Genomic DNA, 26,525 nt, shown 5'->3' with positions numbered 1-26,525 from the left:
AAAGGCCAAGGTGATGATCCGGGTCAGCCGGGGAATGCTGGCTAACCTGCGGTTGATCAGCCGCCATCCCACGACGGGATGCCCCCCAATTTATTGGGGGGAGGATGTCACTCTTGCTTTTCTTCGTCACCATTTGTTATAATTAAGTTGCGAGTTAAATAAATTAATAGTTGCGGGCAACGGCGCCCGCCGGCTGTGAGAAAAGGGGCAAAGAGGCCTTAAGAGCAATCTGACGATGGGTTGCTCTTAAGGCCTTTTAGCTTTTTTACCCGGAGCGGAGTTGGGAGGTGTGAAGGCGAAGAGGCGGGCAGGAAAGGTTGGGAGCCCAAGCGCCATTTTAACCCGAAAAGGCCAGCAGCTAAATCCATAATCTAGGGGGGTTTTAGCCTTTATGTACGCGTCGGCAAAGGAACTCCTGGAGGATGCCCGGGAAAAGGGGATCAAGCTCCTGGACCTGAAATTCATCGACCTTCCCGGCATCTGGCAGCACTTCACCGTTCCCCTTTCTGAGGTGGACGAGAAGGCCCTGGAAGAAGGCCTGGGCTTTGACGGCTCGAGCATTCGCGGCTTTAAATCCATTCACGAAAGCGACATGATCCTCATCCCGGATGTGACAACCGCCTTCATAGATCCTTTCTGCAATGTACCCACTTTGAGCGTTATCTGCAACGTCTACGATCCCGTGACCCGCACCAATTACGAGCGCGACCCGCGGTATGTAGCCCAGAAAGCGGAGGAATACCTCAGGTCCACCGGCATTGCCGACATAAGCTACTGGGGGCCCGAGGCCGAGTTCTTCATCTTTGACGATGTGCGCTTTGATCAGAACCAGCACTACGGGTTTTATTTTGTAGATTCCAGGGAGGGTTTCTGGAACTCCGGTAGGGAGGAGAAACCCAATCTGGGCTACAAGCCCCGCTACAAAGAGGGCTACTTCCCCGTACCGCCGACGGACAGCCTGCAGAATCTCCGCAGCGAGATGGTCTTGACCATGCAGAGCTGCGGCATTGAGGTGGAATGCCATCACCACGAGGTGGCCACCGCCGGGCAGGCGGAAATAGACATGAAGTTTGCCCCCCTGACGAAGATGGCCGATCAGCTCATGCTGTTTAAGTACATCGTCAAGAATACCGCCTATAAGCACGGCAAAACGGTAACCTTCATGCCCAAGCCCATTTTCCAGGATAACGGTTCCGGGATGCACGTGCACCAGAGCCTCTGGAAAAGCGGCCAGCCCCTCTTCTTTGACGAAAAGGGCTACGCCCAGCTGAGCGAGACGGCCCTGTACTACATCGGCGGCCTGCTCAAGCACGGTCCGGCTTTAGCCGCTTTTTGCAGCCCTACCACAAATTCTTATAAGCGCCTGGTCCCGGGCTACGAGGCGCCGGTCTACCTGGCTTATTCCCAGCGCAACCGCAGCGCAGCCGTGCGCATCCCCATGTACTCGAGGAACCCCAAGAGCAAGCGCATCGAGTACCGTCCCCCGGATCCTTCCTGCAACCCCTATCTTGCCTTTGCGGCCATGCTCATGGCCGGGTTAGACGGCATCCAGAACAAGATCCATCCCGGCGAGCCCCTGGACAAGGACATCTATGAGCTCTCGCCGGAGGAGATCGGCGCCATCCGCTCCCTGCCCGGTTCCCTGGAGGAAGCCTTAAGGGCCCTGGAAGAGGATCACGAATTTTTATTGAAAGGAAACGTCTTTACCGAAGACCTAATTAAAACCTGGATTGAATATAAAAGGATCAGGGAAGTGGATGCCGTCAGGATGCGTCCGCACCCTTACGAATTTATCCTCTACTTCGACATCTAAATGTGCATTGTGTTGCGGGTTGGTTTTGCGTATAATGCCCTCATAGCGGACTCGTGCCCCGTGAGGGCAGTTTCTGTCTTTATGAAATTTTGCCAGGGGTGCATGAGCCCATGACCGAGGCGAGGATAGTGCTGGTCGACGGCGACCAGTCCAGCAGGAAGAGTTTAAAGGGTATGCTGACCAAGCTGGGCTACTGGGTGGTGGGCGAGGCGGCGGACGGGCTCGGCGGCATCAGGGTGGTGCGGGCCAGGCAGCCGGATCTGGTAATTGCCGACGCTTCCGTGCTGGGGGCCGGTGGTTTTGAGCTGGCGGAGGTGCTGCGGGAGGATAAGCTGGCACCGCTCGTTATGGTGGCCGAGTCCCATGCCCAGGGGCTGTTGGAGAAGGCCAGGCGAGCGAGGGCTTCTTCTCTGCTGCTCAAGCCCGTGGATGAGCAGGCCCTTTACTGGGCCGTGGAGCTGGCCATTATTAATTACCAGGAAATTATCCAGTTGGAAAACCAGATCAAGGAACTCAAGGAGAAGCTGGAGACGCGCAAGCTGGTGGAACGCGCCAAAGGTATTTTGATGGAGACGCTGGGCATAAGTGAGGCCGAGGCCTACCGGCGCATGCAAAAGCAGAGCATGGACAAAAGGGTTTCCATGCGGCAGATTGCCGAGGCCATCATCCTGGCCCATAATCTAAAAAGCTGAGTGTTTTTTTCTCTGGGGGTAAAAATTTTGTCAGAAGGGCATTTCTTTTTGAGATGCTTATTGCTATACTATTAGTTAGCTTTTTAAATAAGGCTTGTGCAAAGAAGGGAGATTGGAAGCGTGGCCCAACTAACCAGTAACGACGTAAGGCAGCTGGTAAAGGAGCTGGGCGTCAAGTTTATCCGCCTGCAGTTTACAGACATTTTCGGCATCCTGAAAAACGTGGCCATCCCTGTGGAACAGCTGGACAAGGCGCTGGACGGCGAGCTCATGTTCGACGGCTCTTCTATTGAAGGGTTCGTGCGCATCGAAGAGTCGGACATGTACCTGCGCCCCGACCCCAGCACCTTTGTGGTTTTCCCCTGGCGCCCGCGTGACGGCGGTGTGGCCCGGCTCATCTGTGACGTGTATAACCCTGACGGCACCCCGTTTGAAGGCGACCCGCGCTATGTTTTAAAGAGGGCGCTGGCGGAGGCCAGGGAGATGGGCTTTACCATGCATGTGGGGCCGGAGCTGGAGTTCTTCCTCTTCCACGTGGACAGTGAAGGCCGCCCCACCACCAACACCCACGACCGGGCCGGGTACTTCGACCTCACCCCGGTGGACCTGGGAGAGGATGCCCGGCGGGACATGGTGCTCACCCTGGAGCAGATGGGCTTTGAAATAGAGGCCTCCCACCACGAGGTGGCCCCCGGGCAGCACGAGATCGACTTTAAGCACTCCGATGCCCTGGACTGCGCCGACAAGATCATGACCTTCAAGTTCGTGGTGCGCACCATCGCGCAGCGGCACGGTTTGCACGCCTCCTTCATGCCCAAGCCTATTTTCGGCATCAACGGCAGTGGCATGCATACCAACATGTCCCTTTTCCGCGGAGAGGAAAATGCCTTTTACGATCCATCTTCGCCGGACGGGCTGAGCGATACCTGCCGCTACTTTATCGGGGGCTTAATGAAGCACATCAGGGCCATTGCCGCCATAACCAACCCCACGGTTAACTCGTATAAGCGGCTGGTAGCTGGTTACGAAGCTCCGGTGTACATTGCCTGGTCCTTCCGCAACCGCAGCCCCTTGATCCGCATCCCGGCTAAGCGGGGTCTCTCTACGCGCATCGAGCTGCGCAGCCCGGACCCATCCTGCAACCCTTACCTGGCCCTGGCGGTATGCTTAAAAGCCGGGCTAGACGGTATCAAGAACAAGATCGCGCCGCCCCCTCCCTGTGACCGCAACATTTACGAGATGAGCCCCAAGGAGCGGGAGGAACTGGGCATCGGCTGCCTGCCTGAAAACCTTAAAGAAGCTCTTGACGAGTTGGAGCGGGACGAGCTCATCAAGGAAGCCCTTGGCCCACATGTCTACGCCCGCTTCATGGAGGCCAAGCGCATCGAATGGGACCGTTACCGCACTCAGGTACATCCCTGGGAGCTGGAAGAATACCTGACCAAATACTAGGCGGATTACCGGCGGAGGCAGTCCAACGACAAGTTAGCCCATGCGCAGGTCATGGCGCGTTGGGGGCCTGCCGTGGGCCTTTTAATTTTGCCTTTCCGAGAAAGGGAGTGAGGGAGATGCCGCGCGTTGTGGCAAGACCGGAGGTTTGCATGGGCTGCCACCTCTGCGAGATCTGGTGTGCGGTGGCCCACTCAAGGAGCAAGGACATCCTCAAGGCCTTTCTTTACGAGCCGGCCAGGCCCCTGCCACGCCTGGTGGTGGAAGAGGACCTGCCGGTGACCCTGCCCGTGCCCTGCCGCCACTGCGAGGAGCCGCCCTGCGCGGAGGCCTGTATCAGCGGCGCCCTGTACCGTGACCCCGCAAGCGGCAGGGTGGAGCACGACGCTTCCCGGTGCGTGGGCTGCTATAGCTGTGTCATGGCCTGCCCGTACGGCGCGCTGGTCATAGACGAAGCAAACCGCCGGGTGGTCAAGTGCGACCTGTGCAAGGATGTTGACGAGCCCGCCTGCGTGAGCCACTGCCCCAACAAGGCCCTGCTCTACCAGGCCTAACCCGGCGGCAGCCGAGAAGGAGGAGTGCAGCGGTTATGGAAAGGTACGATTTCTTGATCATCGGCAACTCGGTGGGGGCCGTGGGCTGCATTGAAGCCCTGCGTACCCTGGAGAAGGAAAAAACCGTGGCCGTGGTGGGGGAGGAGCCCTACCACGTTTATTCCCGGGCCCTTCTCCCTTATTACCTGGACCGGGAAATCCCCCTGGAAAAGATGTACTACCGCCCGGCGGATTTCTACCGGCGGATGGGGGTTACGGCCATTTTGGGCCGGCGGGCCACGGGCTTGGATACCCGGCGCAAGGTCGTTTACTTAGACGACGGGCGGGCCCTGGGCTACGACAAGCTCCTTTTAGCCACCGGCGGGCGCCCCATCGTGCCGCCGGTCGCGGGCCTGGACCTGGCCAAGGAAAACGTCTGCACCTTCCTCACCCTGCAGGACGCGCAGCGCCTGGCGCGCTTCCTCGGCAGCGCGCGGCGCGCGGTGGTCCTGGGCGGCGGCATCATCGGCCTGATGACCGCCGAGGCGCTGTGCAAAAAGGGCCTTTCCGTCAGCGTGGTGGAGCTGGCCCCGCGGGTGCTGGCCCCGGTGGTGGACGAGGTTACCTCGCGGATGGTGGAAGAGGCTTTTAGCAGGGCCGGGGTGACCGTGTACACCGGCACCACCATCGGTGAGGTGCGCGGGGAAGGAAGGGCGGAGGAAGCGGTTTTAACCAGCGGCGTCACGCTCCCCTGCGACCTTTTGGTGGTGGCGGTGGGCGTGGTGCCGCGCGTAGAGCTGGCCAAGGAGGCAGGCCTGGCCGTTAACCGGGGCATCCTGGTCAACGAAAGGATGGAGACCTCGGCCCCAGACGTATACGCCTGCGGCGACTGCGCGGAGGTGTACGATTTTCTTCTAGACGGGCGGCGCGTGCTGCCCCTGTGGCCCAACGCCTACGCCGGCGGGCGGGTGGCCGCCTTTAACATGGCGGGCGTGCCGCGGGTGTACGACCGGGCCACGGCCATGAATTCCATGCACTTCTTTGACTTAAACATCATTACCGCCGGGCTGAACGCAGGCGAGAAGGAGGGCTTTGAGGTAGCCAGCCGCCTTGACCCGGCGGCCTGCCGCTACCGGCGGCTGGTTTTGAAGGACGGGCGCCTGTACGGCTTCATCCTGGTTAACGAGATTGCCAGGGCCGGCATTCTCTTAAACCTCATGAAAGAGGGGGTCGAGGTGGCTCCCTTTGTCGATAAGCTCCTCAAGGACGGCTTTGGCTACGCCTGCCTTCCGGAAGACCTGCGCGGAAAGCTCTTGGTGAGGGAGAGGATGGGATGAGGATGCTCGTAGCCGGAAAGAGGACCAGCGAGCGCTACCTGCCGGAAAAGGACATGCAGGCCTGCGGCCTGTTCGGCGTGATGAACGTGGCCGGGGAGAGGTTTGGCGGGGAGATGGCCATTTCCGCCATGGTCAACATGAAGTGCCGCGGCAACGGCCTGGGCGGGGGCTTTGCCGTGTACGGCCTTTACCCGGAGTATAAAGATTACTACGCCCTGCACATCATGTTTGAGCGCTCCTGTCCCCAGGCCAAGGAACAGGTGGATGAATTTCTCACCGCCCACTTTCACGTGGTTTACGACGAGGAGATCCCCACCGACATGCGGGCCAACGTGGTCAACCCGCCCCTGGTGTGGCGGTACTTCGTGGCGCCCCGCCACCAGGAAGAAGAGGGCTTGGCCGCCGACGAGTTTGTGGTGGAGAAGGTAATGTTCATCAACACCCAGGTTGAAGGGGCTTACGTCTTCTCCTCCGGCAAGAACATGGGCGTTTTCAAGGGCGTGGGCTTCCCGGAGGAAATAGCGGAGTTCTTCATGCTGGACAGGCTCTACAAGGGCTACATCTGGACGGCGCACAGCCGCTTCCCCACCAATACCCCGGGATGGTGGGGCGGGGCGCACCCTTTTAGCATCCTGGACTGGACGGTGGTGCACAACGGGGAAATCTCTTCCTACGGCACCAACCGCCGCTACCTGGAGATGTTCGGCTACTACTGCACCCTCTATACCGATACGGAGGTCATGGCCTACGCCGTGGATCTCCTCATGCGCCGCCAGGGGCTGCCCATTGAGGTGGTGGCCAAGATTTTTGCGCCTCCCATGTGGGACCTCATAGCGCACATGGACGAAGACCGCCGGCGGCTCTACAGCACCCTGCGCATGGTTTACGCCCCCCTGCTCATCAACGGGCCCTTTACGGTAATTGTGGCCCACCACAACGAGATGTTCGGGCTCACCGACCGCATCCGCCTGCGGCCCATCACCGCTGCGGCGGCGGGGGACTACGTGTTCCTCTCCTCCGAGGAGGGGGCCATCAGGGCGGTGGCGCCGCCGCTGGACCTGGTCTGGACCCCGCCGGGAGGCGAGCCGGTGGTGGCCAGGTTGCACAGCCGCGACCACCTGGCCAGCCTGGCCCGCGCAGTTTAAGCAACGGAGCGAGGTGAGAAGGAGATGTACTCTTATCTGCTGCCGGAATTTCTGGTGGAGCGCCGCGGCGACCGCTGCATCAAGTGCCGGGTCTGCGAGCGGCAGTGCCCCAACGGGGTGCACCGCTACGACGTGGAGCTGGACATGATGTTCAGCCAGGAAAGGGAGTGCGTCGGCTGCCAGCGCTGCGCGGTTTTCTGCCCCACCGGGGCCCTATGCGTGCAGCCCCACCCTGCGTCCTACCGGCCCAATGCCAGCTGGACCAGGGAAAAGATGCAGGACCTGAAAAAGCAGGCCGAGACGGGCGGGGTAATCCTTACCGGTAGCGGTAACGACAAGCCCTACCGCATCTACTGGGACCACCTGGTTTTAAACGCCTCCCAGGTAACCAACCCCTCCATTGACCCCCTGCGGGAGCCCATGGAGCTGCGCACCTTCCTGGGGCGCAAGCCCGATAACCTGCAGGTGGAAATAAAGGGCGACAGGGTGGACATTACCTCGGAGCTCCACCCCAACGTGCTCGTGGAGACACCCATCCTGTTTTCGGCCATGTCCTATGGGGCTATCAGCTACCAGGCTTTCCTCTCCCTGGCCATGGCGGCAAAGAAGTACGGTACTTTGTTCAACACCGGTGAAGGCGGCCTGCCCCGGGAGATGAGGAAGGAGTTTGGCGCCAACGCCGTCGTGCAGTGCGCTAGCGGTCGCTTCGGTGTAGACCCGGAGTATCTCAACTGCGCGGCGGTGATCGAGATTAAAATCGGCCAGGGGGCCAAGCCGGGCATCGGAGGGCACCTGCCGGGGGAAAAGGTTTCGGCCAATATAGCTCTTACCCGCATGATCCCCGAGGGGACCGATGCCCTCTCCCCGGCGCCGCAGCACGACATTTACTCCATCGAAGACCTCTCCATGCTCATTTACGCCTTAAAAGAAGCCACCAATTACGAAAAACCCGTTTCGGTAAAGATTGCCGCCGTGCACAACGTGGCTGCCATTGCCTCCGGGATGGTGCGGGCCGGGGCCGATATCATTGCCATTGACGGGCTCCGGGGCGGCACGGGAGCGGCGCCCAAGATCATCCGCGACAACGTAGGTATACCCATTGAGCTGGCCCTAGCGGCGGTGGACCAGCGGCTGCGGGAGGAGGGCATCAGGCACAAGTGCTCCATCATTGCCGCCGGCGGCATCCGCTGCAGCGCGGACGTGGTCAAGGCCATAGCCCTGGGGGCGGATGCAGTTTACATCGGCTCCGCGGCACTGGTGGCCATGGGCTGCACCCTCTGCCAGAAGTGCTACACCGGCAAGTGCGCCTGGGGCATTTGCACCCAGGACCCCTACCTCTCCCGCCGCTTGAACCCCGAGATTGCCAGCGAGCGGCTCTACAACCTCCTGAAGGGGTGGAGCAACGAGATCAAGGAGATGCTGGGCGGCATGGGCATCAACGCCATTGAAAGCCTGAGGGGCAACCGCGACCACCTGCGGGGAGTGGGCCTGGAGGAGTGGGAGCTGAACGTGCTGGGAGTAAAGGGTGCGGGGGAGTGAAGAGAGCATGGCGGTAAAGTGCGCAAGGCGCGGATTGCGGGATATGTTTTTAGGCGACGTGCGCCCGCTAGCGCAAATAAGATCCCACCTGCAGCTAAACGGCTGGGAAGCGGAGATTGACGCCCGGGGGCTGGTGCACAAGGAGCTCAACGATCTCATCCGCGAAGCCGCCCTGGGCGGGGCAAGGAAGATCGTCCTTTATAACGTCAGCGGTCAGCGCTACATCGGCACGCGCCTTTTCCTGCCGCAAAAGGTAGAGATACACGTGCACTCCGTTCCCGGCAACGACCTGGGGGCCTTCCTGGCCGGCCATCGCATCATCGTGCACGGCAATGCCCAGGACGGGGTGGGCAACACCATGGACGACGGCGAGATCATCGTGCACGGGCGGGCCGGGGACATCGTGGCCATGTCCATGCGGGGCGGCAAGATCTTCATCCGGGACAGCGTGGGCTACAGGGCGGCCATCCACATGAAGGAGTACACCGGCAAGGTGCCGGTGCTGGTCATAGGCGGCACGGCCCAGGATTTCTTTGGCGAGTACATGGCCGGGGGCATCGTCATCATGTTGGGGCTGAACTTAAAGCCCGGGGAGCGCCACCACGCCCACTACATCGGCACGGGCATGCACGGCGGGGTGATTTACCTGCGCGGCGAGGTGGCGCCGTACCAGCTGGGCAAAGAGGTGGGCATCCTCGAGCCGAACGAAGAGGACCAAAAGGTGCTGGAAAAGTACGTGGGCGAGTTTGCCGCCCACTTCGGCCTGGAGGCAGGGGAAATCCTAAAGGACCGCTTTATAAAGCTCCTGCCCGTTTCCAAGCGGCCCTACGGGCGCATCTACGCCTATTAAACAAAACTTTTGCCGGCGGGCCGGTAACAGAGTGCCGGCCCGCATTTTTTCAGGGTGAAAAACACGCGGCAAAGCTTTACTTCTTACTTATAAAGGGTTTTGTGATATAGTAAAAAAGTGAGGTGAGATAAGTGCGGGCCGTTATCAGGGTGGGCGGCCTTTCATGGCCTGCCGTCATCTACGATACCCCTACGGGAAGGGCGGTGTGGTCTTCCCTGCCCCTAAAAGGCTATGCCAGGCGCTGGGGTGAAGAGATATACTTTGCCGTGCCCGTGGAGGTGGACCTGGAGCCGGGAGCTTCCGAGGTGGTTTCCCGGGGGGACCTGGGCTACTGGCCGCCGGGGAAGGCCCTGTGCATCTTTTTCGGTCCCACGCCGCTGAGCCGTGGGGAGGAGATCCGGGCGGCCAGCGCGGTAAACATCTTTGGCCGCGTGGAGGGAGATCTATCCGGGCTGCGGGAAGTTAAAGAGGGCGCGGAAGTATTGGTCGAGGCGCAGGATTGAGCACGGGGGGTTTTGCGGATAAGGTGCTTGCCGTTTCCACCAGCTGGGTTTCCGCAGAGGTTCAATCAGCCCGCGGGATCGTGGATGCCGTGCTCTCTTTAGGGGCCACGGCGGTGGAGCTGGACTACCGCCTCGGGGCGCAAACTTACCGCGACCTGCGCGGGCTGCTCAAAAAGGCCGGCCTTAGCGTGGTCAGCGTGCACAACTTCTTCCCCGTCCCGGACCTGGCCAGGGAGCCGGGCGGGGACGCCTTTTTGTTTACCTCAGAGGATGAGCGAGAGCGGGAGCTGGCCCTGCGCTATACCCGGAAAACTCTAGAGCACGCCGCCGACCTGGAGGCCCGGGCGGTGGTGCTGCACCTGGGGGAGGTGCCCGTGCGCCACCTGGTGGACCGCCTCTACGAGCTTTACGAGCGCGGGGAGCTGGGCGGTGCGGAGGGCAAGCGCGCCGGGGAAGTGCTGGTAAGGAAGCGCGCCAGGCTTGCTCCCCGCTGCCTGGACCGCGTGCTCCTGGCCCTGGACCGCCTCCTGCCCCTGGCGGAAAGGCTGGGCCTGGTATTGGGCATCGAAAACCGCTACCACTACCACCAGATTCCCTCCCCGGAAGAAATCGGGATCATCCTACGGGAATTCCGCGGGGCGCCCGTGGGCTACTGGCATGATACGGGGCACGCCCACCACTGGGAGGTCATGGGTTGGGCCAGCCAGCGGGATTTTTTGGAGGCTTATAAAGAAAATTTGGTGGGGCTGCACCTCCACGATGCTAGGGGCCGCGAGGACCACCTGGCCCCGGGAACGGGAGAGGTGGACTTCGCTCAGGTGGCCGCCTATTTAAAGGAGGGCCTCCTGCGGGTGGTCGAGGTGCACCCGAAGGCCGCTCTTCCCTCCCTTCGAGAAGGGCTTGCCCTGCTGCAGGGCCTGGGATTTTAAGTTTTGGCAGGCTCCAGGCAGGAAATGGCCCTTTTGTAGCGAACACCTATGGGGAAAAGGGGAGGGAAGCAGCCATGAAGCACACGCTGGCGGTCCTGGTGCTCAACAAGCCCGGCGTGCTGGCCCGTATTTCGGGGCTCTTGAGCCGCAGGGTGTTTAACATTGAGAGCATTGCGGCCGGCTACACGGAGGAGCCGGACATTACCCGCATCACCCTGGTGGTAAAAGGGGACGACCAGGAGCTAGATCAGGTCATCAAGCAGCTTTCTAAACTCATCGACGTAATTAAAATCCAGGAGCTGCACAGCAGCGAATCCATTGAGCGCGAGCTGGCCCTGATCAAGGTGCGCGTTGACCCCTCCCGCCGCTCCGACATCGTCAACATCGCGCAGGTTTTCCGGGCCAACATCGTAGATGTGAACCGGGAAACCATGGTGGTAGAGCTAACGGGCGACGAGGAGAAAATCGAGGCCCTGTGCACGGTCCTGGAGGATTACGGCATTGTGGAGATCGTGCGCACGGGGAAAATTGCCATTGCCCGAGGACCGGGCGCCACCAAATTTTATCAGGAACAGTAATATTTTTGCGGGCCGGGATTTACTATAAAACAATAGCAGGGCAGGGAAGGATGTAAAGAAGTGGTGGAGGAAAAAGGCAAGGGGATAGAAGTGTTCCTGGAGGAAATGAAAAAGGGCTACCTGGAAATGGCGGAGATAAACCTGGAGCTGGTGGAGGAGCTCTTTGCCCTGGAAGAAGAGGTGGCCAAGCGGCACGACTTGACGGAGGTAACATAAAACCATGCAGGTGCGACGGGGCGATGTTTTCTACGCCGACTTGAGCCCGGTGGTGGGCTCCGAGCAGGGGGGCATCAGGCCGGTTCTCATCCTGCAAAACGACATCGGCAACCAGTTCAGCCCCACGACCATCGTGGCCGCCATTACCTCCCGCATCAGCAAGGCCAAGCTTCCCACCCACGTGGAAATGCCCGCCCGACCGGGCGGCCTGGAAAAGGACTCGGTGATTCTTCTGGAGCAAATCCGCACCATTGACAAGAGCCGCCTGCGCGAAAAGGTCACTTCCCTGGACCAGGAAACAATGGAAAAAGTGAACCGCGCCGTAGAGATAAGCCTGGGTTTGGTGGACATTGGCGAGCAGCACCGCTGTGGCACCATCTAGCCGGTGGTGCCTTTTTAGTTGGCCACACGGGAGGGCAGAGCCGTGCGCCCGTTAATTGGCATTACCTGCGCCTGGGAGGAGGAGCGGGAGAGGTTTTACCTGAGCGACGCCTACGTGCGGGCGGTGGAAGCAGCCGGGGGCCTGCCGGTGCCCGTGCCCTGCACCGGCGCGGCTGGGGCTGCGCCCTGGCTGGAGGTTTTGGACGGCCTGATTTTGTCCGGCGGCGGCGACGTGGACCCCTTTTACTTCGGCGAGGAACCCCTGCTGGGGTGCGGCGAGGTGGACCCCCGGCGGGACGCCTTTGAGCTGGAGCTGGTCCGGGGGGCGCTGTGCCGGCGCCTGCCCCTCCTGGGCATCTGCCGGGGCCTGCAAGTGGTCAACATTGCCGCCGGGGGAGACATTTACCAGGACATCTACCGGCAGGTGCCGGGCTGCCTGAAGCACCGCCAGGACGCTCCCCGCTGGGCGGCCACGCACGGGGTGGAAATAAAAGCGGGAACGCGCCTGGCCCGCCTCCTCGGCGCCGGGAACTTGCGGGTGAACAGCTTTCACCACCAGGCGGTGCGCCGGGTGGCGCCGGGCCTGGTCGTCGCGGCCTGCGCCCCCGACGGCCTCATCGAGGCCCTGGAAGGCGCGGGGCCGGGCTTTGTGCTGGGGGTGCAGTGGCATCCCGAAGCCATGTGGGAAAAGGACCGCCGCTTCCTGGCGCTGTTTGCGGCCCTGGTGGAAGCAGGGCGCCGTTACCGACTTGCCAGAACATAACTTTTTTACAAAAAGTTAATAGAAATTTTGCCGCTTGGAGAAGGAATAATTGCTTTTATGTCGAAAGGAAGAGTGTGTGTGAGCGAAGGTAATTTCTGGGGGAGCAGGTGATTGAGTTTGCAGCAGTTAGACGTACTGGTGGTTGACGACCAGCCGGGCGTACGCCAGTTACTGGACATTGTCATTAGCCAGGCGGGGCACCGCGTGCATACGGCGCAAAACGGCCTGGAGGCCCTGGAGAAGGTGCGCACCGTCAGGCCGCAGGTGGTTTTCATGGACGTGCGCATGCCTTTAATGGACGGGCTGGAGGCCCTGCGGCGCATCAGGAGGATTGCCCCGGAAACCAGGGTGGTCATCATGACGGCCTACATTTCCGAGCATACCGTCAAGCAGGCTTTAGAAGAAGGGGCCGTCTGCTGCATGGTCAAGCCATTTGACATAAGGGAAGTAGTGGCCTTGATGGACGACCTGGCGCACCAGCATTACCAAAAGTCCTTGTTATTGAAGGGCTGTGTGGTTTAAAATAATACGTAGGGAGTAAAACCGCATAGCGCTGTGTCGCGCGCCCATGGGGGTGCCCGGGGGAGCCGGGCTGAGAAAAGCACCGTTACGTGCTTTACCCTTGGAACCTGATCTGGGTAATGCCAGCGTAGGGAAATGGGTAGGTTGTCGGCTCGCTACACCTGTACCCATCTCCTTCACGGCGGATGGGTATTTTTTATGGGGTGAAAGGGTTATGGAAAACGTTTACCGTATCCTGGACGCCAACTTCAACCGGGCCCGCGAGGGCCTGCGCGTGGTGGAAGAGGTGGCCCGCTTTGTGCTGAGTGATGCCGCGCTGGCCTTCCGGGTGCGGGAGCTTCGCCACCGCCTGAGCCGCTGCCAGGAAGCTTTCCCCGCAAAGGGCGCCGCCCTGGTGGCGGCCAGGGACGTGGAGGGGGACGTGGGCTCCGGGGCCCTGCCCTCTCACGGCCCGCTGACTCTCGGGGAGCTGGCGACGGCAAATTTTAAGAGGGTGCAGGAGGCATTGCGGGTGCTGGAGGAATACGCCCGCCTCTGCCGGGTGACGGCGCCCTTTCAGGAGATGCGCTTTTTGGCTTACGCCCTGGAGCAGGAGATAATGGGTCGGCTGGCCGGCCTGGAGGAGGCCTGCCGGCCTGCCCCGGCCTCCAGGCAGGCCGACTACACCCTTTACGTCATCACGGGCGATAAGTTCAGCCGGGGAAGGTCCATCCTGGAGGTGGCCAGGGAGGCCATTTCCGGCGGGGCCACGGTGCTGCAGCTGCGGGAAAAGGAGTTTCCCGCCCGCCGGCTGGTGGAGGTAGGCCGCCAGCTGCGGGAGCTTACACGTGAGGCAGGGGTGACCTTCATTGTCAACGACCGGGTGGACGTGGCCCTGGCCGTGGACGCCGACGGCGTGCACCTAGGCCAGGATGACCTGCCCGTGGAAGAGGCGCGGCGCATTCTCGGCCCCGGGAAAATTATCGGCGTGTCCACCCACAGCGTGGAGCAGGCCCTGGAGGCCCAGCGCCGGGGAGCCGACTACCTTGGCGTGGGGCCCATTTACGAAACCTGGACTAAGGAAGACGCCGAAGCTCCGGTGGGCCCGGATATCTTGCGCCGGCTGGCCCCTCTGGTGCACATACCCATGGTGGCCATTGGCGGGATCAAGGCCCACAACGCAGCCGAGGTGGTGGCCGCGGGGGCGGACGGCGTCGCGGTAATCACGGCTGTGGTGGCCGCCGAGGACGTGGCCGGCGCCGCCCGCGAGCTCCGGCGGGTAATTGCAGAAGCAAGGAGGAAGAGGCCATGACCCAGTTACTGGCAGCAAGGGCAGGAGAAATCACCCCGGCCATGCGCCGGGTGGCGGAGAAGGAGAAAGTTCCTGTGGAGGAAGTGTTAAGGAAAGTGGCCGAGGGCCGGGTGGTCATCCCGGCCAATAAAAATCACGCCAACCTCGACCCCTGCGGCATCGGCGAGGGGCTGCGCACCAAGGTAAACGCCAACCTGGGCACTTCTCCGGCGGCGTGCGACATGGAGCTGGAGCTGGCCAAGCTGCGGGCGGCCCTGGAGGCCGGGGCCGACGCGGTGATGGACCTCTCCACCGGCGGCGACTTAGACGACATCCGCCGGGCCGTGCTGGGCGCTTCTCCCGTGCCGGTGGGCACCGTTCCCGTCTACCAGGCGGCAGTGGAGGCCCGGGAGAGGCGGGGCAGCATTGTGGCCATGACGCCCGACGATCTCTTCGGCGTCATCGAGAAGCACGCCGCCGACGGGGTGGACTTCATCACCGTCCACTGCGGGGTAACCCTGGAGGTGGTGGGCCGCCTGCAGAGAGAGGGGCGGGTCACCGACATCGTCAGCCGCGGCGGGGCGCTCCTGGCCGGGTGGATGCTGCACAACGGGAAGGAAAACCCCCTCTACGAGCAGTTCGACCGCCTCCTGGAAATTTGCCTGCGTTATGATGTGGTCTTAAGCCTGGGGGACGGCCTGCGCCCGGGCTGCATAGCCGACGCCACTGACCGGGCCCAGATCCAGGAACTCATCGTCCTGGGCGAGCTGGTGGACCGGGCGCGGGCAGCCGGGGTACAGGCCATGGTGGAAGGGCCGGGGCACGTGCCCCTGGACCAGGTGGCGGCCAACGTGCAGGTGCAGAAATCGCTTTGCCGCGGGGCGCCCTTTTACGTGCTGGGGCCGCTGGTCACCGATGTGGCTCCCGGCTACGACCACATCACGGCGGCCATCGGCGGTGCCGTGGCGGCCATGGCCGGGGCCGACTTCCTGTGCTACGTCACCCCGGCGGAGCACCTGGGCCTGCCCACCGTGGAGGACGTGCGGGAGGGCGTCATAGCCGCCCGCATAGCCGCCCATGCCGCCGACCTGGCCAAAGGCGTCCCGGGGGCCCGCGAGTGGGACCTGGCCATGTCCCGGGCGCGCAAGGCCCTGGACTGGGAGGCCCAGATCCGGTTGGCCATAGACCCCGCAAAGGCCGCCCGCTACCGCCGGGAGCGCAACCCCGCCGGGACCAAGGCCTGCTCCATGTGCGGGGAATACTGCGCCATGGACGTGGTGGCCCGCTACCTGGGGCGGGAGAAAGGAGAAAAATGCTGAGAAGGGGCGGTTTCCCGTGCGCCTTAGCGAGATAGGGGAGTTCGGGCTCATCGCGCGCGTCGCGCAGGGCCTCCTCACGCATCCCGGGGAGGTAGTGGCCGGCGCGGGGGACGATGCGGCGGTCCTCCGCCTGCCCGGCCCCCACTGGCTGCTCTTTACCACCGACATGCTGGTGGAGGGGGTGCACTTTTCCCTGGCATGGGCCACTTACGAGCAGGTGGGCTATAAGACCGTGGCCGTAAACGCCAGCGACATTGCCGCCATGGGAGGGTGGCCCACGCACGGGGTAATTTCCCTGGGCCTCCCTCCCCGCGTTTCTGTGGAGGAGGTGGAGGCGCTCTACCACGGCTTGCGGCGCGCCGCCGCGGAGTACCGCCTCAATATCGTGGGAGGGGACACGGTGGCCAGCCCGGAGCGGCTGGTGATCAACTTTGCCCTTCTGGGGCTCGTGGAGGCGGGCCTGGCGGTCCTGCGCGGTGGCGCCCGGGTGGGGGACCTGATCTGCGTTACCGGCACCCTGGGCAACTCGGCAGCCGGGCTCTACCTCTGCCAAAATCCCGGGCTGGCCCCTGACGGGGAGACGGCGGCCTTCCTTTACCGGGCGCACCTGGAGCCCAGGGCCAAGCTTGCCGCCGGGCGCCTGCTGGCCTCCGCGGGGGCCACGGCCATGGAGGACGTCAGCGACGGGCTGGCGCGGGAGCTGCACAACATCTGCCGGGCCAGCGGCGTGGGCTGCCTGGTAAGGGCTAAAGACGTTCCCTTGAGCTCCCAGGCCAGGGAGCTGGCCCGCCTGGCCGGCTGCGACCCGCTGGAATGGGCCCTCTCCGGCGGCGAGGACTACGAGCTGGTCTTCACCCTGCCCGAGGACCTGTTTGAGCAGGCAAAGGAGGAGCTTGCGGCCATCGGCGAGAGCTGCACCTGCATCGGGGAAATCATACCCCCGCAGGAAGGCCTGCTTTTGGAGCTGCCGGACGGCAAGCGCGTGCCCCTGGCCCTGCAGGGGTACGATCATTTTGCATAACAGGGGTATAATTATTCTCGAAGGTGAGTGCCCCGATGGAATTTACCTGGTTGAGCCTGTGCAGCGAGGAGACGGAAAATTTCGGCCGCCTTTTGGGCGGCCTGCTGCGCCCCGGGGACGTGGTGTGCCTTTACGGGGAGTTGGGGGCGGGGAAGACCGTGCTGGCCAAGGGGATTGCCCGGGGGCTGGGGGTTACGGAGGCGGTGACCAGCCCCACCTTTACCCTGATTAACGAGTATGCCGGCAGGCTGCCCTTTTTCCACATGGACGCGTACCGCCTGTCCGGGCCCCGGGAAATGTACGACCTCGGCTGCGAGGAGTATTTTTACGGGGAAGGGGTAACCGTCGTCGAGTGGCCGGAGCGCGTGGAGGAGGTTTTGCCCGCGGAGAGGTTGAATATCTACCTAAAGGTGAGGCCGGAAGAGCCCGGGCAAAGGGAGCTGTGCCTCGTTCCCCGGGGAAGGCGTTACGAAGAACTGCTGGGGGAGCTGAAAGAGCTTGTTCGTGCTGGGCATTGAGGCGGCCACCCAGGTGGCCGCGGTGGCAGTGGTGTGTGGGGAAAGGCTGGTGGCCGAAAGGCTGGTGAACAACCAGCGCACCCACTCGGCCAACCTCCTGCCCATGCTCAAGGGGGTTATGGAGGACGCCCAGGTGGGCCACCGCGACCTGGGGGGCATTGCCGTGTCCGCCGGGCCGGGCTCCTTTACGGGTCTGCGCATCGGCATGGCCACGGCCAAGACCCTGGCCCAGGCCTGGGGGCTGCCCGTGGTAGGGGTGGGCACCCTGGAGGCCCTGGCCTATGCCCTCTGGGGCCGGGAGGGGCTGATCTGCCCGGTGCTGCACGCCAAAAGGGGCGAGGTTTACGCCGCCCTGTACAGGACGGCAAAGGAAGGGCTGCTCCTTGTGGAAGGCCCCATGGCCCTTTCGCCGCCGGACCTCGCCCAAAAACTTTTGGAGGCCGGGCTGCCGGTGACCGTAACCGGGGACGGTGCCCTGATGCACCGGGAGCTCTTGCAAGGCCGCCTGAAGGACCGCATTTCCTTTGCCCCGGAGAGCCTCATGTGGCCCCGGGCGGCTCACGTGGCCGCGCTGGGCTACCGCCGCCTCATGCAAAATAAGGGCTGCAATCCCCTAGAGCTGCTGCCCGACTACGTGCGGCCTTCCGAGGCGGAAATCAAGTGGCTGCAAAAGCAGGGGCTAAAGCGGTGTGAAACCTTATGGAAGTGAGCTTTGCGGAGATGACCTGCGACCACCTGGACGAAGTGCTGGCCATCGAGCAGGCCTCTTTTCCCACGCCCTGGTCCAGGTACGCCTTTACCTACGAGTTGCTGGAGAACGAGTTTGCCCACTACATCGTGGCCCTGGCAGGAGGCAGGGTGGTGGGCTACGCCGGCATGTGGATTGTTTTAGACGAGGCCCACGTGACCAACGTAGCCGTGCACCCGGAATTCCGCCGGCGCTGCATCGGCCGGCGGCTCATGCAGGAGCTCATGCGGCGCGCCGCACTCCTGGGCGCCAGGCGCATGACCCTGGAGGTGCGCACTTCCAACCGCGCCGCACGGCGTCTGTATGCCGCCCTGGGGTTTGTGGAGCGGGGCCGCCGGCGGGGGTATTACACGGACACGAACGAAGACGCGGTGGTCATGTGGAAGGATTCGCTTGGAGACGTGTAGAAAGGCAGGTGGGCGGGCGGTGCGGGGTCGTGCGCGGCTGTGGGTGAGGCTGGCCGGCCTTGCCCTGGTGGCTGCCGGATTGCTGGCCGGCCTCCCCGCGCCCTGGAGCTTGGGGATGCTGGTGGCAGGGGCGGGCCTTTTCCTGCTGGCCGGGGGAGGGTGAGGCAGGTGCTAAGGAGGGGCCGGTGGGCCCCGCCGGGAGCATTTCACCGCGGCCCGGGGGTTTTTTCGTCCACCACGGCAAAAGTGTAACCCCGGGCCCGGAGGCTTTCGATGATTTTGGGCAGGGCCAGGATGAGGTTTTTCCTGGTTTCGATGTAGCGGGCCAGCGCGGAGTTGGGCGGTGCTTCCAGGGTGTGCAGGTCTGCCCCATCGTGGAGGAGGATGACGGGCACCGCGTTTGTCTTTTCCACCCGCATCACGCCCTCCATAACCGTGCGGTAAATATGCTCCGCGCTTGCCCCGTGGGGGTTGGCATCGTCGCCCGTAACGTTCCAGCCAACTGAATGATAACCCAGTTGTTTGAGCTGCTGCTTAAGTGCCGGGGAAAGGTTGCCGGGGCCGCCGGGAGCACGGAAAATTTTTACCGGCCTGCCGGTGAACTCCTGCAGGAGATCCCCGCAGAGGCGGAGGTCCTGCACGAAGGCGTCGGGCGAGCGGTAAATTTTTTTGTAGTCGTGGGAGTAGGTGTGGTTGCCCAGGGCGTGTCCCTCGACTATGATCCGCTGCACAACATCTCTGTTTTGGGGAATGTTTACGCCCACGACCATAAAGGTGGCTTTCACCTGATAACGGGCGAGGATGTCCAGCACCCGGGGGGTAAAGTGCCTGCTGGGGCCGTCGTCAAAGGTCAGGTAAACCACCTTTTTTGCTTCGGGATGGTACGCGGCACCGGATACAGCTGCTTCTTCCCCGGCCTCGGCGGGCGGGAGGAAGGCGCCGGGGGACGGCTTTTCTTCCCGGAAGTTGACCTCAATACCTCTGTTTGGGCTGCGCTCGGGCCAGATGCAGCCGGAGAGGATGAGCAACAATAGGCAGCAGAAAAGCAGCTTGGGGCGCACGAGAGGACTTCCTTGAAAAAGAGCTGGTAACATTACTATACTATAACTTGCTGTCGATTTGTGGCGCAACGGAAAAATTTTATTGACAACGGGTAGCGCGTATGTTACAATGGAAAAAAATTTAATAGCCTCTTGGGAACGGGTGATCCTGCGGGGAGCAGGAGAGAGGGAAGTCAGTGAAAGTCTGACGCGGGGCCGCCACTGTGAATGGGGAGCCCGCCACAGGGAGCCACTGGCAGGCCGGCCGGGAAGGCGTGGTGGGGCGATGATCCATGAGCCAGGAAACCTGCCCGTTCCGTGCCGCACTGTCCCTACGGGCCACGGGGAGGTGGGAAGGAAGTCCCCTGTCACGTTTCGTAGCGGACGGGGGCTTTTTCGTTTAAACCCGGTAGACAGGTTAACCTGTTGGCCACAAAGGAAATTTTACCGGGAGGTTTTCTTGCCGTGCGCCGCAAATTATGGGCCTTCATTAGTATTTTAGCCCTCATGCTTTTCCTTTCCCCCTCCCATGCCTGGGCCATGCACATCATGGAGGGCTTTTTACCCCTCAAGTGGAGTCTTTTCTGGTTTGTGCTGGTGCTGCCCTTTTTGGCCGCGGGCCTGCGCTCCATCGGCAGGAACGTGCGCTCCAGGCCGGAAATTAAAATGCTCTTGGGTCTGGCCGGCGCCTTTGCCTTTGTGCTCTCGGCCCTGAAGATCCCCTCGGTCACCGGCAGTTGCTCCCACCCCACCGGTGTGGGCCTGGGTGCCATGCTCTTCGGCCCTGCGGCCATGAGCGTGCTGGGGTGCATCGTGCTGCTCTTCCAGGCCCTCCTGCTGGCCCACGGCGGGCTGACCACCCTGGGCGCCAACACCTTTTCCATGGCCGTGGTGGGCCCGCTGGTAGCCTACGGCATCTTCCGGGCGGGCGCGCGCCTGCGCCTGCCCCGCAGCGCGGTGGTTTTTGCCGCCGCCTTTCTCGGCGACCTCATGACCTACGTCACCACTTCCCTGCAGCTGGCCCTGGCCTTTCCTGCCCCTGAAGGCGGGGTCTGGGCTTCCATGGTCAAATTCATGGGCATTTTTGCCGTCACCCAGCTGCCGCTGGCGGCCAGCGAGGGCATACTCACCCTCCTGGTCTTTAACTTCCTGGCCGCGCACAGCCGCCAAGAGCTGGAAGACCTCAAAGTGCTCTCCCGGGAGGTGTGAGCTTTGGTGAGGGGCAGCCTGGTGAAAAATCTGGCCCTGCTCTTCCTGGTGGTGCTGCTTGCCGTTTTGCCCCTTTTCATCCACAGGGATGCGGAGTTCGCCGGGGCCGACAGCCGGGCGGAGGAGGCCATTTTGGAGCTGGCTCCGGACTACCAGCCGTGGTTTAAGAGCATCTGGGAGCCGCCCAGCGGGGAAGTGGAGTCGCTGCTCTTTGCCCTGCAGGCCGCCCTGGGGGCCGGCCTGATCGGCTATTATATCGGGCTCGTGCGGGGGCAAAGAAAAGGTGCTTAAAATAGACCGCTTTGCCTACACCAACGCCCTGCGCCGCGTGCACCCGGGAGAAAAGATGGCCTTTGCCTGCCTATGCGTGGTTGCCTGCCTCGCCTCCGCCGGTCCCCTGGCGCCCTTACTGGTGCTGGCACTCATGTCGGGGGCCGTGCTCCTGGGGGCGCGGGTGCCTGCCCGCGTGTACGGCAAGCTCATGCTCATTCCCTGCGGCTTTGTCCTGGCCGGGGCGGCCACCGTGGCCTTTAACCTGGGGGGCGGGGGGGGAAGTTTCTGCCCTCCGCTTTAGCGTCCTGGGTCTGGCCGTCGGCACCAGCTACGCCGACCTCTACCGCGCCGGGCTCATCCTGGTCAAGTCCCTGGGGGCGACCTCCTGCCTTTACTTTCTGGCCCTCACCACGCCGGTAATAGAGGTGGCCTGCTTCCTGCGCAAGGCGAGGCTGCCGGCGCTGTGGGTGGAGTTGTTCTGCCTCACCTACCGCTTCATCTTTGTGATCATGGAGACGGCGGAAAAGATTTACCTTTCCCAGTCCGCCCGCTGGGGGTACGCCAGCCTGCAAAACTCCTACCGTTCGCTGGGCCAGCTGGTATCGGTCCTCCTGGTGAGGTCTCTCTACCGCTCCCGGGCCCTTTACACCGCCCTCCTGGCGCGGGGGTATGACGGGGAGTTACAGGTGCTGGAGGAGCGCTTTGAGGTTTCCGGAAAAAACTGGGCCTTCATCACGGGTACGGGGGCAGTCCTGCTCTTTCTGGCCCTGGCCGGACGGGGGTGGCCGTTTTGAAGTACATCCTGGAGGCCAGGGACGTCTACTTTACCTACCCCGACGGCACCCCCGCCTTGAAGGGCGCTTCCCTGGCCGTGGAAGAAGGGAAGAGGGTGGCCCTCCTGGGCCCCAACGGGGCCGGCAAGACCACCCTCTTCCTTCACTTTAACGGCATCCTCCGCCCGCAGAAGGGCAAGGTGTTCTACGCCGGGCAGGAGCTGCGCTACGACCGCCGCTTTTTAAAGCAGTTGCGCCGGGAAGTGGGCATAGTCTTCCAGGACCCCGACTCCCAGCTCTTTTCGGCCAGCGTATTCCAGGAGGTTTCCTTCGGGCCCATGAACCTGGGCCTGCCCAGGGAGGAGGTGGTTCGGCTGGTAGAGGAGGCCATGGAGGCCACGGAGATAAGCGCCCTCAGGGACAAGCCCACCCACCTCCTGAGCTACGGCCAGAAGAAAAGGGTCTGCCTGGCAGGGGTACTGGCCATGAAGCCCCGCGTGCTCATCTGCGATGAGCCCACGGCAGGGCTCGACCCGAAGTACGCCCGCCAGATCATGGATCTTTTCGACCGCCTGCACAGGAAGGGCACCACCGTTATCCTGGCCACCCACGACGTGGACCTGGCCTACGCCTGGGCGGACTACGCCTACTTCATGGACGGCGGGAGGGTAGTGGGGGAGGGGCTGCCGCAGGATGTTTTCCGCGACGCCCGGCTCCTGGAAAGCTGCAGCCTCGCCCGCCCCTGGCTGGTGGAATTCTACGAGCTCTGCCGCCATATGGGCTGGCTGGGAGAAGATTTGCTGCCGCCCCGCAGCATGGAGGACCTTTACCGGCTCGCCGGCGGGGAGGGCGGCAGGCATTTTTTCAAGGGGGCGGGGCAAAATAAATGCGGGTGAGGGAAATGCACATAAACGACAAGCGCAAGGTAGGCATCGTCGGCGCGGGCGCGGTGGGCTCCGCGGCGGCCTATGCCCTCATGATCAGCGGCCTGATCACGGAAATGGTGCTGGTGGACATAAACCGGGAGCGGGCCGAAGGGGAAGCCATGGACCTGGCCCACGGCGTTTCCTTCATCAAGCCCATCCGCATATATGCGGGCGACTACGAGGACTGCCGCGATGCGGATATTGTCATTTTCAGCGCCGGGGTGAACCAGAGGCCCGGGGAAACCCGCCTGGAGCTGCTGCAGCGCAATTACGCCGTGTTAAAGGACGTCCTCTCCAGGCTTCCCCTCCGGGAAAACGACGCCATCTTCCTGGTGGTGACCAATCCGGTGGACGTGCTCACCTACGCCGCCCTGCGCCTGACCGGACTGCCCCCCAACAGGGTCATCGGCTCCGGCACGGTCCTGGACAGCTCCCGCTTCCGTTATCTCTTAAGCCGCCACTGCCAGGTGGAGCCCCGCAACATCCACGCCTACGTGGTGGGGGAGCACGGGGACACGGAGGTGCCTCTGTGGAGCCTGGCCAATATAGCCGGCATGCCGGTGCTGAATTTCTGCTGCTGGCAGGGCCTACCCTGTATCGACCGGGAGGAGATCACCCGCCGGGTGCGGGAGGCGGCCTACGAGGTTATCGCCCGCAAGGGCTACACTTCCTTTGCCATCGGCCTGGCCGTCCGGCGCATCTGCGAAAGCATCTTCCGGGATGAAAACTCCATCCTCACCGTATCCGGCCTCGTTGACGGCCAATACGGCGTCAGGGACGTGTGCTTCAGCCTGCCCTCCATCGTCAACCGGCAGGGAAGGGTCCGGGTGCTGGCTCCGCCCATCGATCCCGCCGAGGAGGAGGCGCTGCGCCACTCCGCCCGGGTGCTCAGGTCGGTGATCGAGGAACTCGATCTCCCCGTGTAAGGGGCGGGTGCGGTACCTTTATGGCGGCAGGAGAGGAAAGTGCGCTAAGGAAGCTATAAGGGCGCGCCCCCAAAGGCCCTTTCGCTCCCCATGCTCTTTTGAGCGCGGCGCTTACGTGCTGGCTGCCCTGCGGTGCCGGCAGGAGGGGCAGTCAGTTACGTTTCTTCCCACCCGTAACTTACGGCTACCCACGCCCCCACTGCTCTTGCTTTTTGGGGAGGCTGCTGGTATAATTAAAGTTGCCGTGTAATATATGCGCCTGTAGCTCAACGGATAGAGCGCCGGCCTCCGGAGCCGGGACTTTGTGCAGGTTCGATTCCTGCCAGGCGCACCAGAAAGAGCCCGCAGGCCCGGAAAAATCAGGGGCTTGCGGGCTTTATAGTTTTTTGCAACGGGACGGCTGGGGGCTCCCCCTGGTACCTAACCAACAGGATTTATTGGTACCGGCGGTGAAAGCATTTTTCCGGTGGCCAGTGTTTAAAAAAGGTGGTGGATGTGGGATGCAACCCGCCATTTGCGGCTTGTCCAGGACTGAGAAAGGCATACCGTGTCCTGAATGCGGTCGGCGTGGCCTGCGGGTTAAACAGGTAACCGTAGCCAGTTTGGTGAAAGAGGAGAAGCTGGATCTAGTGGCAGGGGAAGGATTCCATTTGTGCGTTTCCCTGGAATGCGGCGTTGCTTATTTCAATGATGCCGTGACGATACGTGAAGATGAACTTAAAGTACCAGTATGGTTTAAAAACCATTCTGCCCCGGTACCGGTTTGTTACTGTACCAGCGTGACGGACCAGGAGATTTTGGAGCACATCATGCGGGGGTGCTGCTCATCCCTGGAGGATATTTAGAAACATACCGGGGCCGGCACGGGAAAGCAATGCCTAACGAAAAATCCAACCGGCGGGTGATGCAAAGAAGCGGTGCAATCGGTGATTGCACAGGGGTTAAAAGTTAGGTGCCGGTATTCTTAATTTGCCTTCAAACTGCGGGTTACGAGGCCGGCAAGCAGGGCCTTGTAGACGACAAGGAAAGGTAATGCCTGATAGAGAATGCGGGTTGATTTCTTTTGGGGCCGGAGCTATAAAATGTTATAAAGTCCGGGAATTGTGCGGGAGGCGGGCGGCAGGAAATGCTCGACAAGGAGCGGCGGGCGCTCGTGGGGGAACACCTGTGGGTGGCGGAGGCTGCTGCGCGCGCGGTATCACCTCACCCCGGCCCGGCACCGGAGGGCGAGGACCTGCTGGGGGAGGCATTTCTGGCGCTGTGTGAGGCGGCGCTGAGTTGGGAGCCGTCCAAGGGAAGTTTCTCCGCCTACGCCTGGGAGAAGGTGCGCAGGGCGGTACAGGACACCTGGAGGAGGGAGGCGCAGCAGTCCCTGCGGAGCGCCGCCCTGGCAGATGTCACGTGGGCCGGGGCCGATCCGGTCGGCGCCCCGGAGCGGGACGAACTGTTGGCCGCTTTAATGCTGCTTCCCCCTAGCTGGCAGGCCGTGATGAACCTCTGCTTTTTTAGGGGCCTCGGGACGGACGAGGCGGCGAGGCTCCTGGGCCTCTCCCCTGCGCGGGTTTCCCGCATAAAAAGAAAGGCGCTGGCAAGGTTGAGGGCAACTTTGCTGGATTGACGGAAGGCGCCGCGTGCGGTTTCATTTACAGGCGGTGCCGCTGTTAGGGCCGGTGATGCTTTGGTAAATGCTCTCGCGGCGGGAAAGCCCGCGAGCAGGAAAGTGGGGCCGAAAGGCGAAATTTTAAATGCGGTTACTTCGGGAAGGGACCGCCTTTTTCTTTTGCCCTGCGGCGGGAGAGAAAAAAGGCGCCCGCAGGGTGAGGAGCCCTGCGGGCCGGGCGGATTCAAGCTCTCGGTTACTTGTACTCGTGGGTGCCGAGCTTTACGGGGACGCCGAACCTGGCTTCCAGGGCCTTGGCCAGGTCCTCGATTTGGGCGTAGGGGCACCCCGGCCTGGCGTCCACCATGCAGGTGCTGAGGTAAATGGCATCGGGCTTTACTTCTGAGAGCTTCATGGCCATGCCGGTATTGGGGCCGATGGTGCGACCGGGGCATTCACAGCGCACGAAGGCTATCACCTGCGAGGGGGCGCTGAACTTGCCCTCACCCAGGGCCGCCGCTTTGAGGCAGCGCCACTCTCCCGGACAACCGTACCCCGCGTCCATGTACGCGCCGCAGCCGATGATAAAAACTTTCTCCATCTTCCCGCCTGGCACCTCCTGGGGAAATTTTACCTGATCCCTTCGACGACCTTACGGGTTTCCCTCCCGACTGCTTGGGTGAATTTAAAAATTTTAACCTTATTTTTTAAGGAGGGTTATTTTTGCCGCGGCAACTTTTAGGCCCGAAGCCTCCGGTGAAGTGGGCCGGCGGCAAGGGTCAGCTCCTCCCGCAGCTTGCCCCTCTCTTTCCCGCCGGAAATTACGACCTGTACGTGGAACCCTTTGCCGGCGGGGCGGCGGTCTTTTTTCACCTGCTGCCCGAAAGGGCGGTGCTGATTGACAAGAACGAGGAGTTGAGACCGTCGCAAAACTGAGGGAAAACAGCAAGTTATAACACTTTAACCAAGTATAATTAACAATATATGGCAATCAGGCTTTTATGGAAGAGCTTACCACAGCAAATCGCCACCTTTAGTACCAATATAAAGTAACCAAGTCCTTGAAAAAGGCAGAGAAACTCCTTATTCCTAGGCTGCCGCGGTTTTGACTGCCCGCTTGGCAGCAATTGCCAGGTACACCCATCGCTTGAAGTTTACCGCCAGGGCAGTGAAAATGGCCTGAAGCCTAGTCTTTACCAGCCCCCAGTAGCGGGCGCGTCGTAACCCGTGCCAGCGAGCCAGCTC

At 62.2% G+C, this 26,525-nt stretch carries 34 protein-coding genes, 1 tRNA gene and 2 riboswitches; of the genes, 32 read left to right on the top strand and 3 right to left on the bottom strand.

The features are described from left to right. Positions 1 to 391 precede the first annotated feature (391 nt). The 22 genes from glnA (G454_RS0110840) to G454_RS21450 all read left to right on the top strand — a co-directional run bounded on the left by glnA (G454_RS0110840) (position 392) and on the right by G454_RS21450 (position 18,696). Positions 392 to 1,813 (top strand): type I glutamate--ammonia ligase, encoded by a 1,422-nt coding sequence (gene glnA, locus G454_RS0110840; protein WP_027718645.1) that lies wholly within the window; start codon positions 392 to 394, stop codon positions 1,811 to 1,813. A gap of 110 nt (positions 1,814 to 1,923) precedes the next feature. Continuing rightward, the gene (locus G454_RS0110835) at positions 1,924 to 2,505 is read left to right on the top strand and encodes an ANTAR domain-containing response regulator (protein WP_027718644.1); all 582 of its coding nucleotides are present in this window, start codon (positions 1,924 to 1,926) and stop codon (positions 2,503 to 2,505) included. Positions 2,506 to 2,625: 120 nt separating this feature from the next. After that, positions 2,626 to 3,957 carry a type I glutamate--ammonia ligase gene (glnA, locus tag G454_RS0110830; RefSeq protein ID WP_027718643.1) on the top strand — a complete coding sequence of 444 codons (1,332 nt, stop codon included), beginning with the start codon at positions 2,626 to 2,628 and terminating at the stop codon, positions 3,955 to 3,957. A 116-nt stretch (positions 3,958 to 4,073) separates the two neighbouring features. Next, on the top strand, positions 4,074 to 4,508 hold the full coding sequence (locus tag G454_RS0110825; protein WP_027718642.1) for a 4Fe-4S dicluster domain-containing protein: 435 nt from the start codon (positions 4,074 to 4,076) through the stop codon (positions 4,506 to 4,508). Positions 4,509 to 4,543: 35 nt separating this feature from the next. Next, positions 4,544 to 5,824, top strand: coding sequence for an NAD(P)/FAD-dependent oxidoreductase (locus G454_RS0110820; protein WP_027718641.1), 1,281 nt, complete (start codon positions 4,544 to 4,546; stop codon positions 5,822 to 5,824). A 2-nt stretch (positions 5,825 to 5,826) separates the two neighbouring features. Beyond that, a complete protein-coding gene (locus G454_RS0110815) occupies positions 5,827 to 6,969 on the top strand; it encodes a class II glutamine amidotransferase (protein ID WP_027718640.1) in 1,143 nt (380 codons plus the stop codon). A 24-nt stretch (positions 6,970 to 6,993) separates the two neighbouring features. Continuing rightward, positions 6,994 to 8,508: a glutamate synthase-related protein gene (locus G454_RS0110810; protein WP_027718639.1), complete on the top strand. Its 1,515-nt coding sequence runs from the start codon at positions 6,994 to 6,996 to the stop codon at positions 8,506 to 8,508. 7 nt (positions 8,509 to 8,515) lie between these two features. Beyond that, positions 8,516 to 9,358, top strand: a complete 843-nt coding sequence (locus G454_RS0110805; RefSeq protein ID WP_027718638.1) for a GltB/FmdC/FwdC-like GXGXG domain-containing protein — start codon at positions 8,516 to 8,518, stop codon at positions 9,356 to 9,358. Between the two features lie 131 nt (positions 9,359 to 9,489). Next, complete coding sequence (locus G454_RS0110800; RefSeq protein ID WP_027718637.1) at positions 9,490 to 9,861, top strand: cyclophilin-like fold protein; 372 nt, start codon at positions 9,490 to 9,492, stop codon at positions 9,859 to 9,861. 23 nt (positions 9,862 to 9,884) lie between these two features. Continuing rightward, on the top strand, positions 9,885 to 10,790 hold the full coding sequence (locus tag G454_RS0110795) for a sugar phosphate isomerase/epimerase family protein (protein WP_169719347.1): 906 nt from the start codon (positions 9,885 to 9,887) through the stop codon (positions 10,788 to 10,790). 74 nt (positions 10,791 to 10,864) lie between these two features. After that, complete coding sequence (gene ilvN, locus G454_RS0110790) at positions 10,865 to 11,368, top strand: acetolactate synthase small subunit (RefSeq protein WP_027718635.1); 504 nt, start codon at positions 10,865 to 10,867, stop codon at positions 11,366 to 11,368. Between the two features lie 60 nt (positions 11,369 to 11,428). Continuing rightward, positions 11,429 to 11,584, top strand: coding sequence for a hypothetical protein (locus tag G454_RS21455; RefSeq protein ID WP_156896738.1), 156 nt, complete (start codon positions 11,429 to 11,431; stop codon positions 11,582 to 11,584). A gap of 4 nt (positions 11,585 to 11,588) precedes the next feature. Next, positions 11,589 to 11,966 (top strand): type II toxin-antitoxin system PemK/MazF family toxin, encoded by a 378-nt coding sequence (locus G454_RS0110780; protein ID WP_027718634.1) that lies wholly within the window; start codon positions 11,589 to 11,591, stop codon positions 11,964 to 11,966. A gap of 42 nt (positions 11,967 to 12,008) precedes the next feature. Then, positions 12,009 to 12,728: a gamma-glutamyl-gamma-aminobutyrate hydrolase family protein gene (locus tag G454_RS0110775; protein WP_027718633.1), complete on the top strand. Its 720-nt coding sequence runs from the start codon at positions 12,009 to 12,011 to the stop codon at positions 12,726 to 12,728. Positions 12,729 to 12,839: 111 nt separating this feature from the next. After that, positions 12,840 to 13,250: a response regulator gene (locus tag G454_RS0110770; protein ID WP_027718632.1), complete on the top strand. Its 411-nt coding sequence runs from the start codon at positions 12,840 to 12,842 to the stop codon at positions 13,248 to 13,250. Positions 13,251 to 13,288: 38 nt separating this feature from the next. Beyond that, positions 13,289 to 13,402, top strand: a riboswitch (TPP riboswitch). A gap of 62 nt (positions 13,403 to 13,464) precedes the next feature. Next, on the top strand, positions 13,465 to 14,541 hold the full coding sequence (locus G454_RS20945) for a thiamine phosphate synthase (RefSeq protein WP_035107635.1): 1,077 nt from the start codon (positions 13,465 to 13,467) through the stop codon (positions 14,539 to 14,541). Beyond that, positions 14,538 to 15,839: a phosphomethylpyrimidine synthase ThiC gene (gene thiC / locus G454_RS0110760; protein ID WP_027718630.1), complete on the top strand. Its 1,302-nt coding sequence runs from the start codon at positions 14,538 to 14,540 to the stop codon at positions 15,837 to 15,839. Before G454_RS20945 ends, thiC begins: the two co-directional genes overlap by 4 nt. 16 nt (positions 15,840 to 15,855) lie before the next feature. Further along, positions 15,856 to 16,860: a thiamine-phosphate kinase gene (thiL, locus tag G454_RS0110755; RefSeq protein WP_027718629.1), complete on the top strand. Its 1,005-nt coding sequence runs from the start codon at positions 15,856 to 15,858 to the stop codon at positions 16,858 to 16,860. Between the two features lie 35 nt (positions 16,861 to 16,895). After that, positions 16,896 to 17,378: a tRNA (adenosine(37)-N6)-threonylcarbamoyltransferase complex ATPase subunit type 1 TsaE gene (gene tsaE, locus G454_RS0110750; protein WP_027718628.1), complete on the top strand. Its 483-nt coding sequence runs from the start codon at positions 16,896 to 16,898 to the stop codon at positions 17,376 to 17,378. Next, the gene (tsaB, locus tag G454_RS0110745; protein ID WP_245574380.1) at positions 17,365 to 18,087 is read left to right on the top strand and encodes a tRNA (adenosine(37)-N6)-threonylcarbamoyltransferase complex dimerization subunit type 1 TsaB; all 723 of its coding nucleotides are present in this window, start codon (positions 17,365 to 17,367) and stop codon (positions 18,085 to 18,087) included. The genes tsaE and tsaB overlap by 14 nt, the downstream gene beginning before the upstream one ends. After that, positions 18,078 to 18,533 carry a ribosomal protein S18-alanine N-acetyltransferase gene (gene rimI / locus G454_RS0110740; RefSeq protein WP_027718626.1) on the top strand — a complete coding sequence of 152 codons (456 nt, stop codon included), beginning with the start codon at positions 18,078 to 18,080 and terminating at the stop codon, positions 18,531 to 18,533. The genes tsaB and rimI overlap by 10 nt, the downstream gene beginning before the upstream one ends. Further along, positions 18,520 to 18,696: a hypothetical protein gene (locus G454_RS21450; RefSeq protein WP_211230056.1), complete on the top strand. Its 177-nt coding sequence runs from the start codon at positions 18,520 to 18,522 to the stop codon at positions 18,694 to 18,696. Before rimI ends, G454_RS21450 begins: the two co-directional genes overlap by 14 nt. 43 nt (positions 18,697 to 18,739) lie before the next feature. Here the strand turns inward: G454_RS21450 and G454_RS18780 are convergent, their stop codons facing one another. Then, positions 18,740 to 19,594 (bottom strand): polysaccharide deacetylase family protein, encoded by an 855-nt coding sequence (locus G454_RS18780; RefSeq protein ID WP_051276251.1) that lies wholly within the window; start codon positions 19,592 to 19,594, stop codon positions 18,740 to 18,742. Positions 19,595 to 19,717: 123 nt separating this feature from the next. Further along, positions 19,718 to 19,902: riboswitch (cobalamin riboswitch) on the top strand. Positions 19,903 to 20,038: 136 nt separating this feature from the next. On the opposite strand from G454_RS18780, the gene G454_RS0110725 reads away from it, so the two are divergent. From G454_RS0110725 to G454_RS20425, 9 genes are all read left to right on the top strand, one after another. Continuing rightward, positions 20,039 to 20,782: an energy-coupling factor ABC transporter permease gene (locus G454_RS0110725; protein ID WP_425387446.1), complete on the top strand. Its 744-nt coding sequence runs from the start codon at positions 20,039 to 20,041 to the stop codon at positions 20,780 to 20,782. 6 nt (positions 20,783 to 20,788) lie between these two features. Next, positions 20,789 to 21,073, top strand: a complete 285-nt coding sequence (locus G454_RS0110720) for an energy-coupling factor ABC transporter substrate-binding protein (protein WP_245574379.1) — start codon at positions 20,789 to 20,791, stop codon at positions 21,071 to 21,073. After that, a complete protein-coding gene (locus G454_RS21800; protein ID WP_051276249.1) occupies positions 21,066 to 21,356 on the top strand; it encodes a CbiQ family ECF transporter T component in 291 nt (96 codons plus the stop codon). The genes G454_RS0110720 and G454_RS21800 overlap by 8 nt, the downstream gene beginning before the upstream one ends. Beyond that, on the top strand, positions 21,283 to 21,849 hold the full coding sequence (locus G454_RS18775) for a CbiQ family ECF transporter T component (protein WP_051276247.1): 567 nt from the start codon (positions 21,283 to 21,285) through the stop codon (positions 21,847 to 21,849). Before G454_RS21800 ends, G454_RS18775 begins: the two co-directional genes overlap by 74 nt. Further along, entirely contained in the window at positions 21,846 to 22,724 is an 879-nt protein-coding gene (locus tag G454_RS18770; protein WP_051276245.1) for an energy-coupling factor ABC transporter ATP-binding protein, read from the top strand. The genes G454_RS18775 and G454_RS18770 overlap by 4 nt, the downstream gene beginning before the upstream one ends. Further along, the gene (locus G454_RS0110705) at positions 22,715 to 23,680 is read left to right on the top strand and encodes an L-lactate dehydrogenase (RefSeq protein WP_245574378.1); all 966 of its coding nucleotides are present in this window, start codon (positions 22,715 to 22,717) and stop codon (positions 23,678 to 23,680) included. Before G454_RS18770 ends, G454_RS0110705 begins: the two co-directional genes overlap by 10 nt. A 255-nt stretch (positions 23,681 to 23,935) precedes the next feature. Then, positions 23,936 to 24,014, top strand: a tRNA-Arg gene (locus G454_RS0110700). Positions 24,015 to 24,180: 166 nt separating this feature from the next. Next, complete coding sequence (locus tag G454_RS22375) at positions 24,181 to 24,525, top strand: hypothetical protein (RefSeq protein WP_051276243.1); 345 nt, start codon at positions 24,181 to 24,183, stop codon at positions 24,523 to 24,525. A gap of 281 nt (positions 24,526 to 24,806) precedes the next feature. Next, positions 24,807 to 25,298: a sigma-70 family RNA polymerase sigma factor gene (locus G454_RS20425; RefSeq protein ID WP_027718622.1), complete on the top strand. Its 492-nt coding sequence runs from the start codon at positions 24,807 to 24,809 to the stop codon at positions 25,296 to 25,298. 238 nt (positions 25,299 to 25,536) lie between these two features. Here G454_RS20425 and G454_RS0110685 read toward each other — a convergent pair whose 3' ends face one another. Then, complete coding sequence (locus G454_RS0110685; protein WP_027718621.1) at positions 25,537 to 25,881, bottom strand: CGGC domain-containing protein; 345 nt, start codon at positions 25,879 to 25,881, stop codon at positions 25,537 to 25,539. A gap of 122 nt (positions 25,882 to 26,003) precedes the next feature. Here G454_RS0110685 and G454_RS0110680 point away from each other — a divergent pair, with 122 nt between their 5' ends. Next, positions 26,004 to 26,216, top strand: a complete 213-nt coding sequence (locus G454_RS0110680) for a DNA adenine methylase (protein ID WP_027718620.1) — start codon at positions 26,004 to 26,006, stop codon at positions 26,214 to 26,216. A 153-nt stretch (positions 26,217 to 26,369) separates the two neighbouring features. Here G454_RS0110680 and G454_RS22890 read toward each other — a convergent pair whose 3' ends face one another. After that, entirely contained in the window at positions 26,370 to 26,522 is a 153-nt protein-coding gene (locus tag G454_RS22890; protein ID WP_211230057.1) for a transposase, read from the bottom strand. Between the last annotated feature and the right edge of the window lie 3 nt (positions 26,523 to 26,525).

It is taken from the genome of Desulfovirgula thermocuniculi DSM 16036 (assembly GCF_000429345.1).
GTDB classification, from domain to species: Bacteria; Bacillota; Desulfotomaculia; order Desulfotomaculales; family Desulfovirgulaceae; genus Desulfovirgula; species Desulfovirgula thermocuniculi.
Note: the sequence above shows the minus strand (reverse complement) of the source record. Positions and strands in the feature narration are given on the sequence as shown.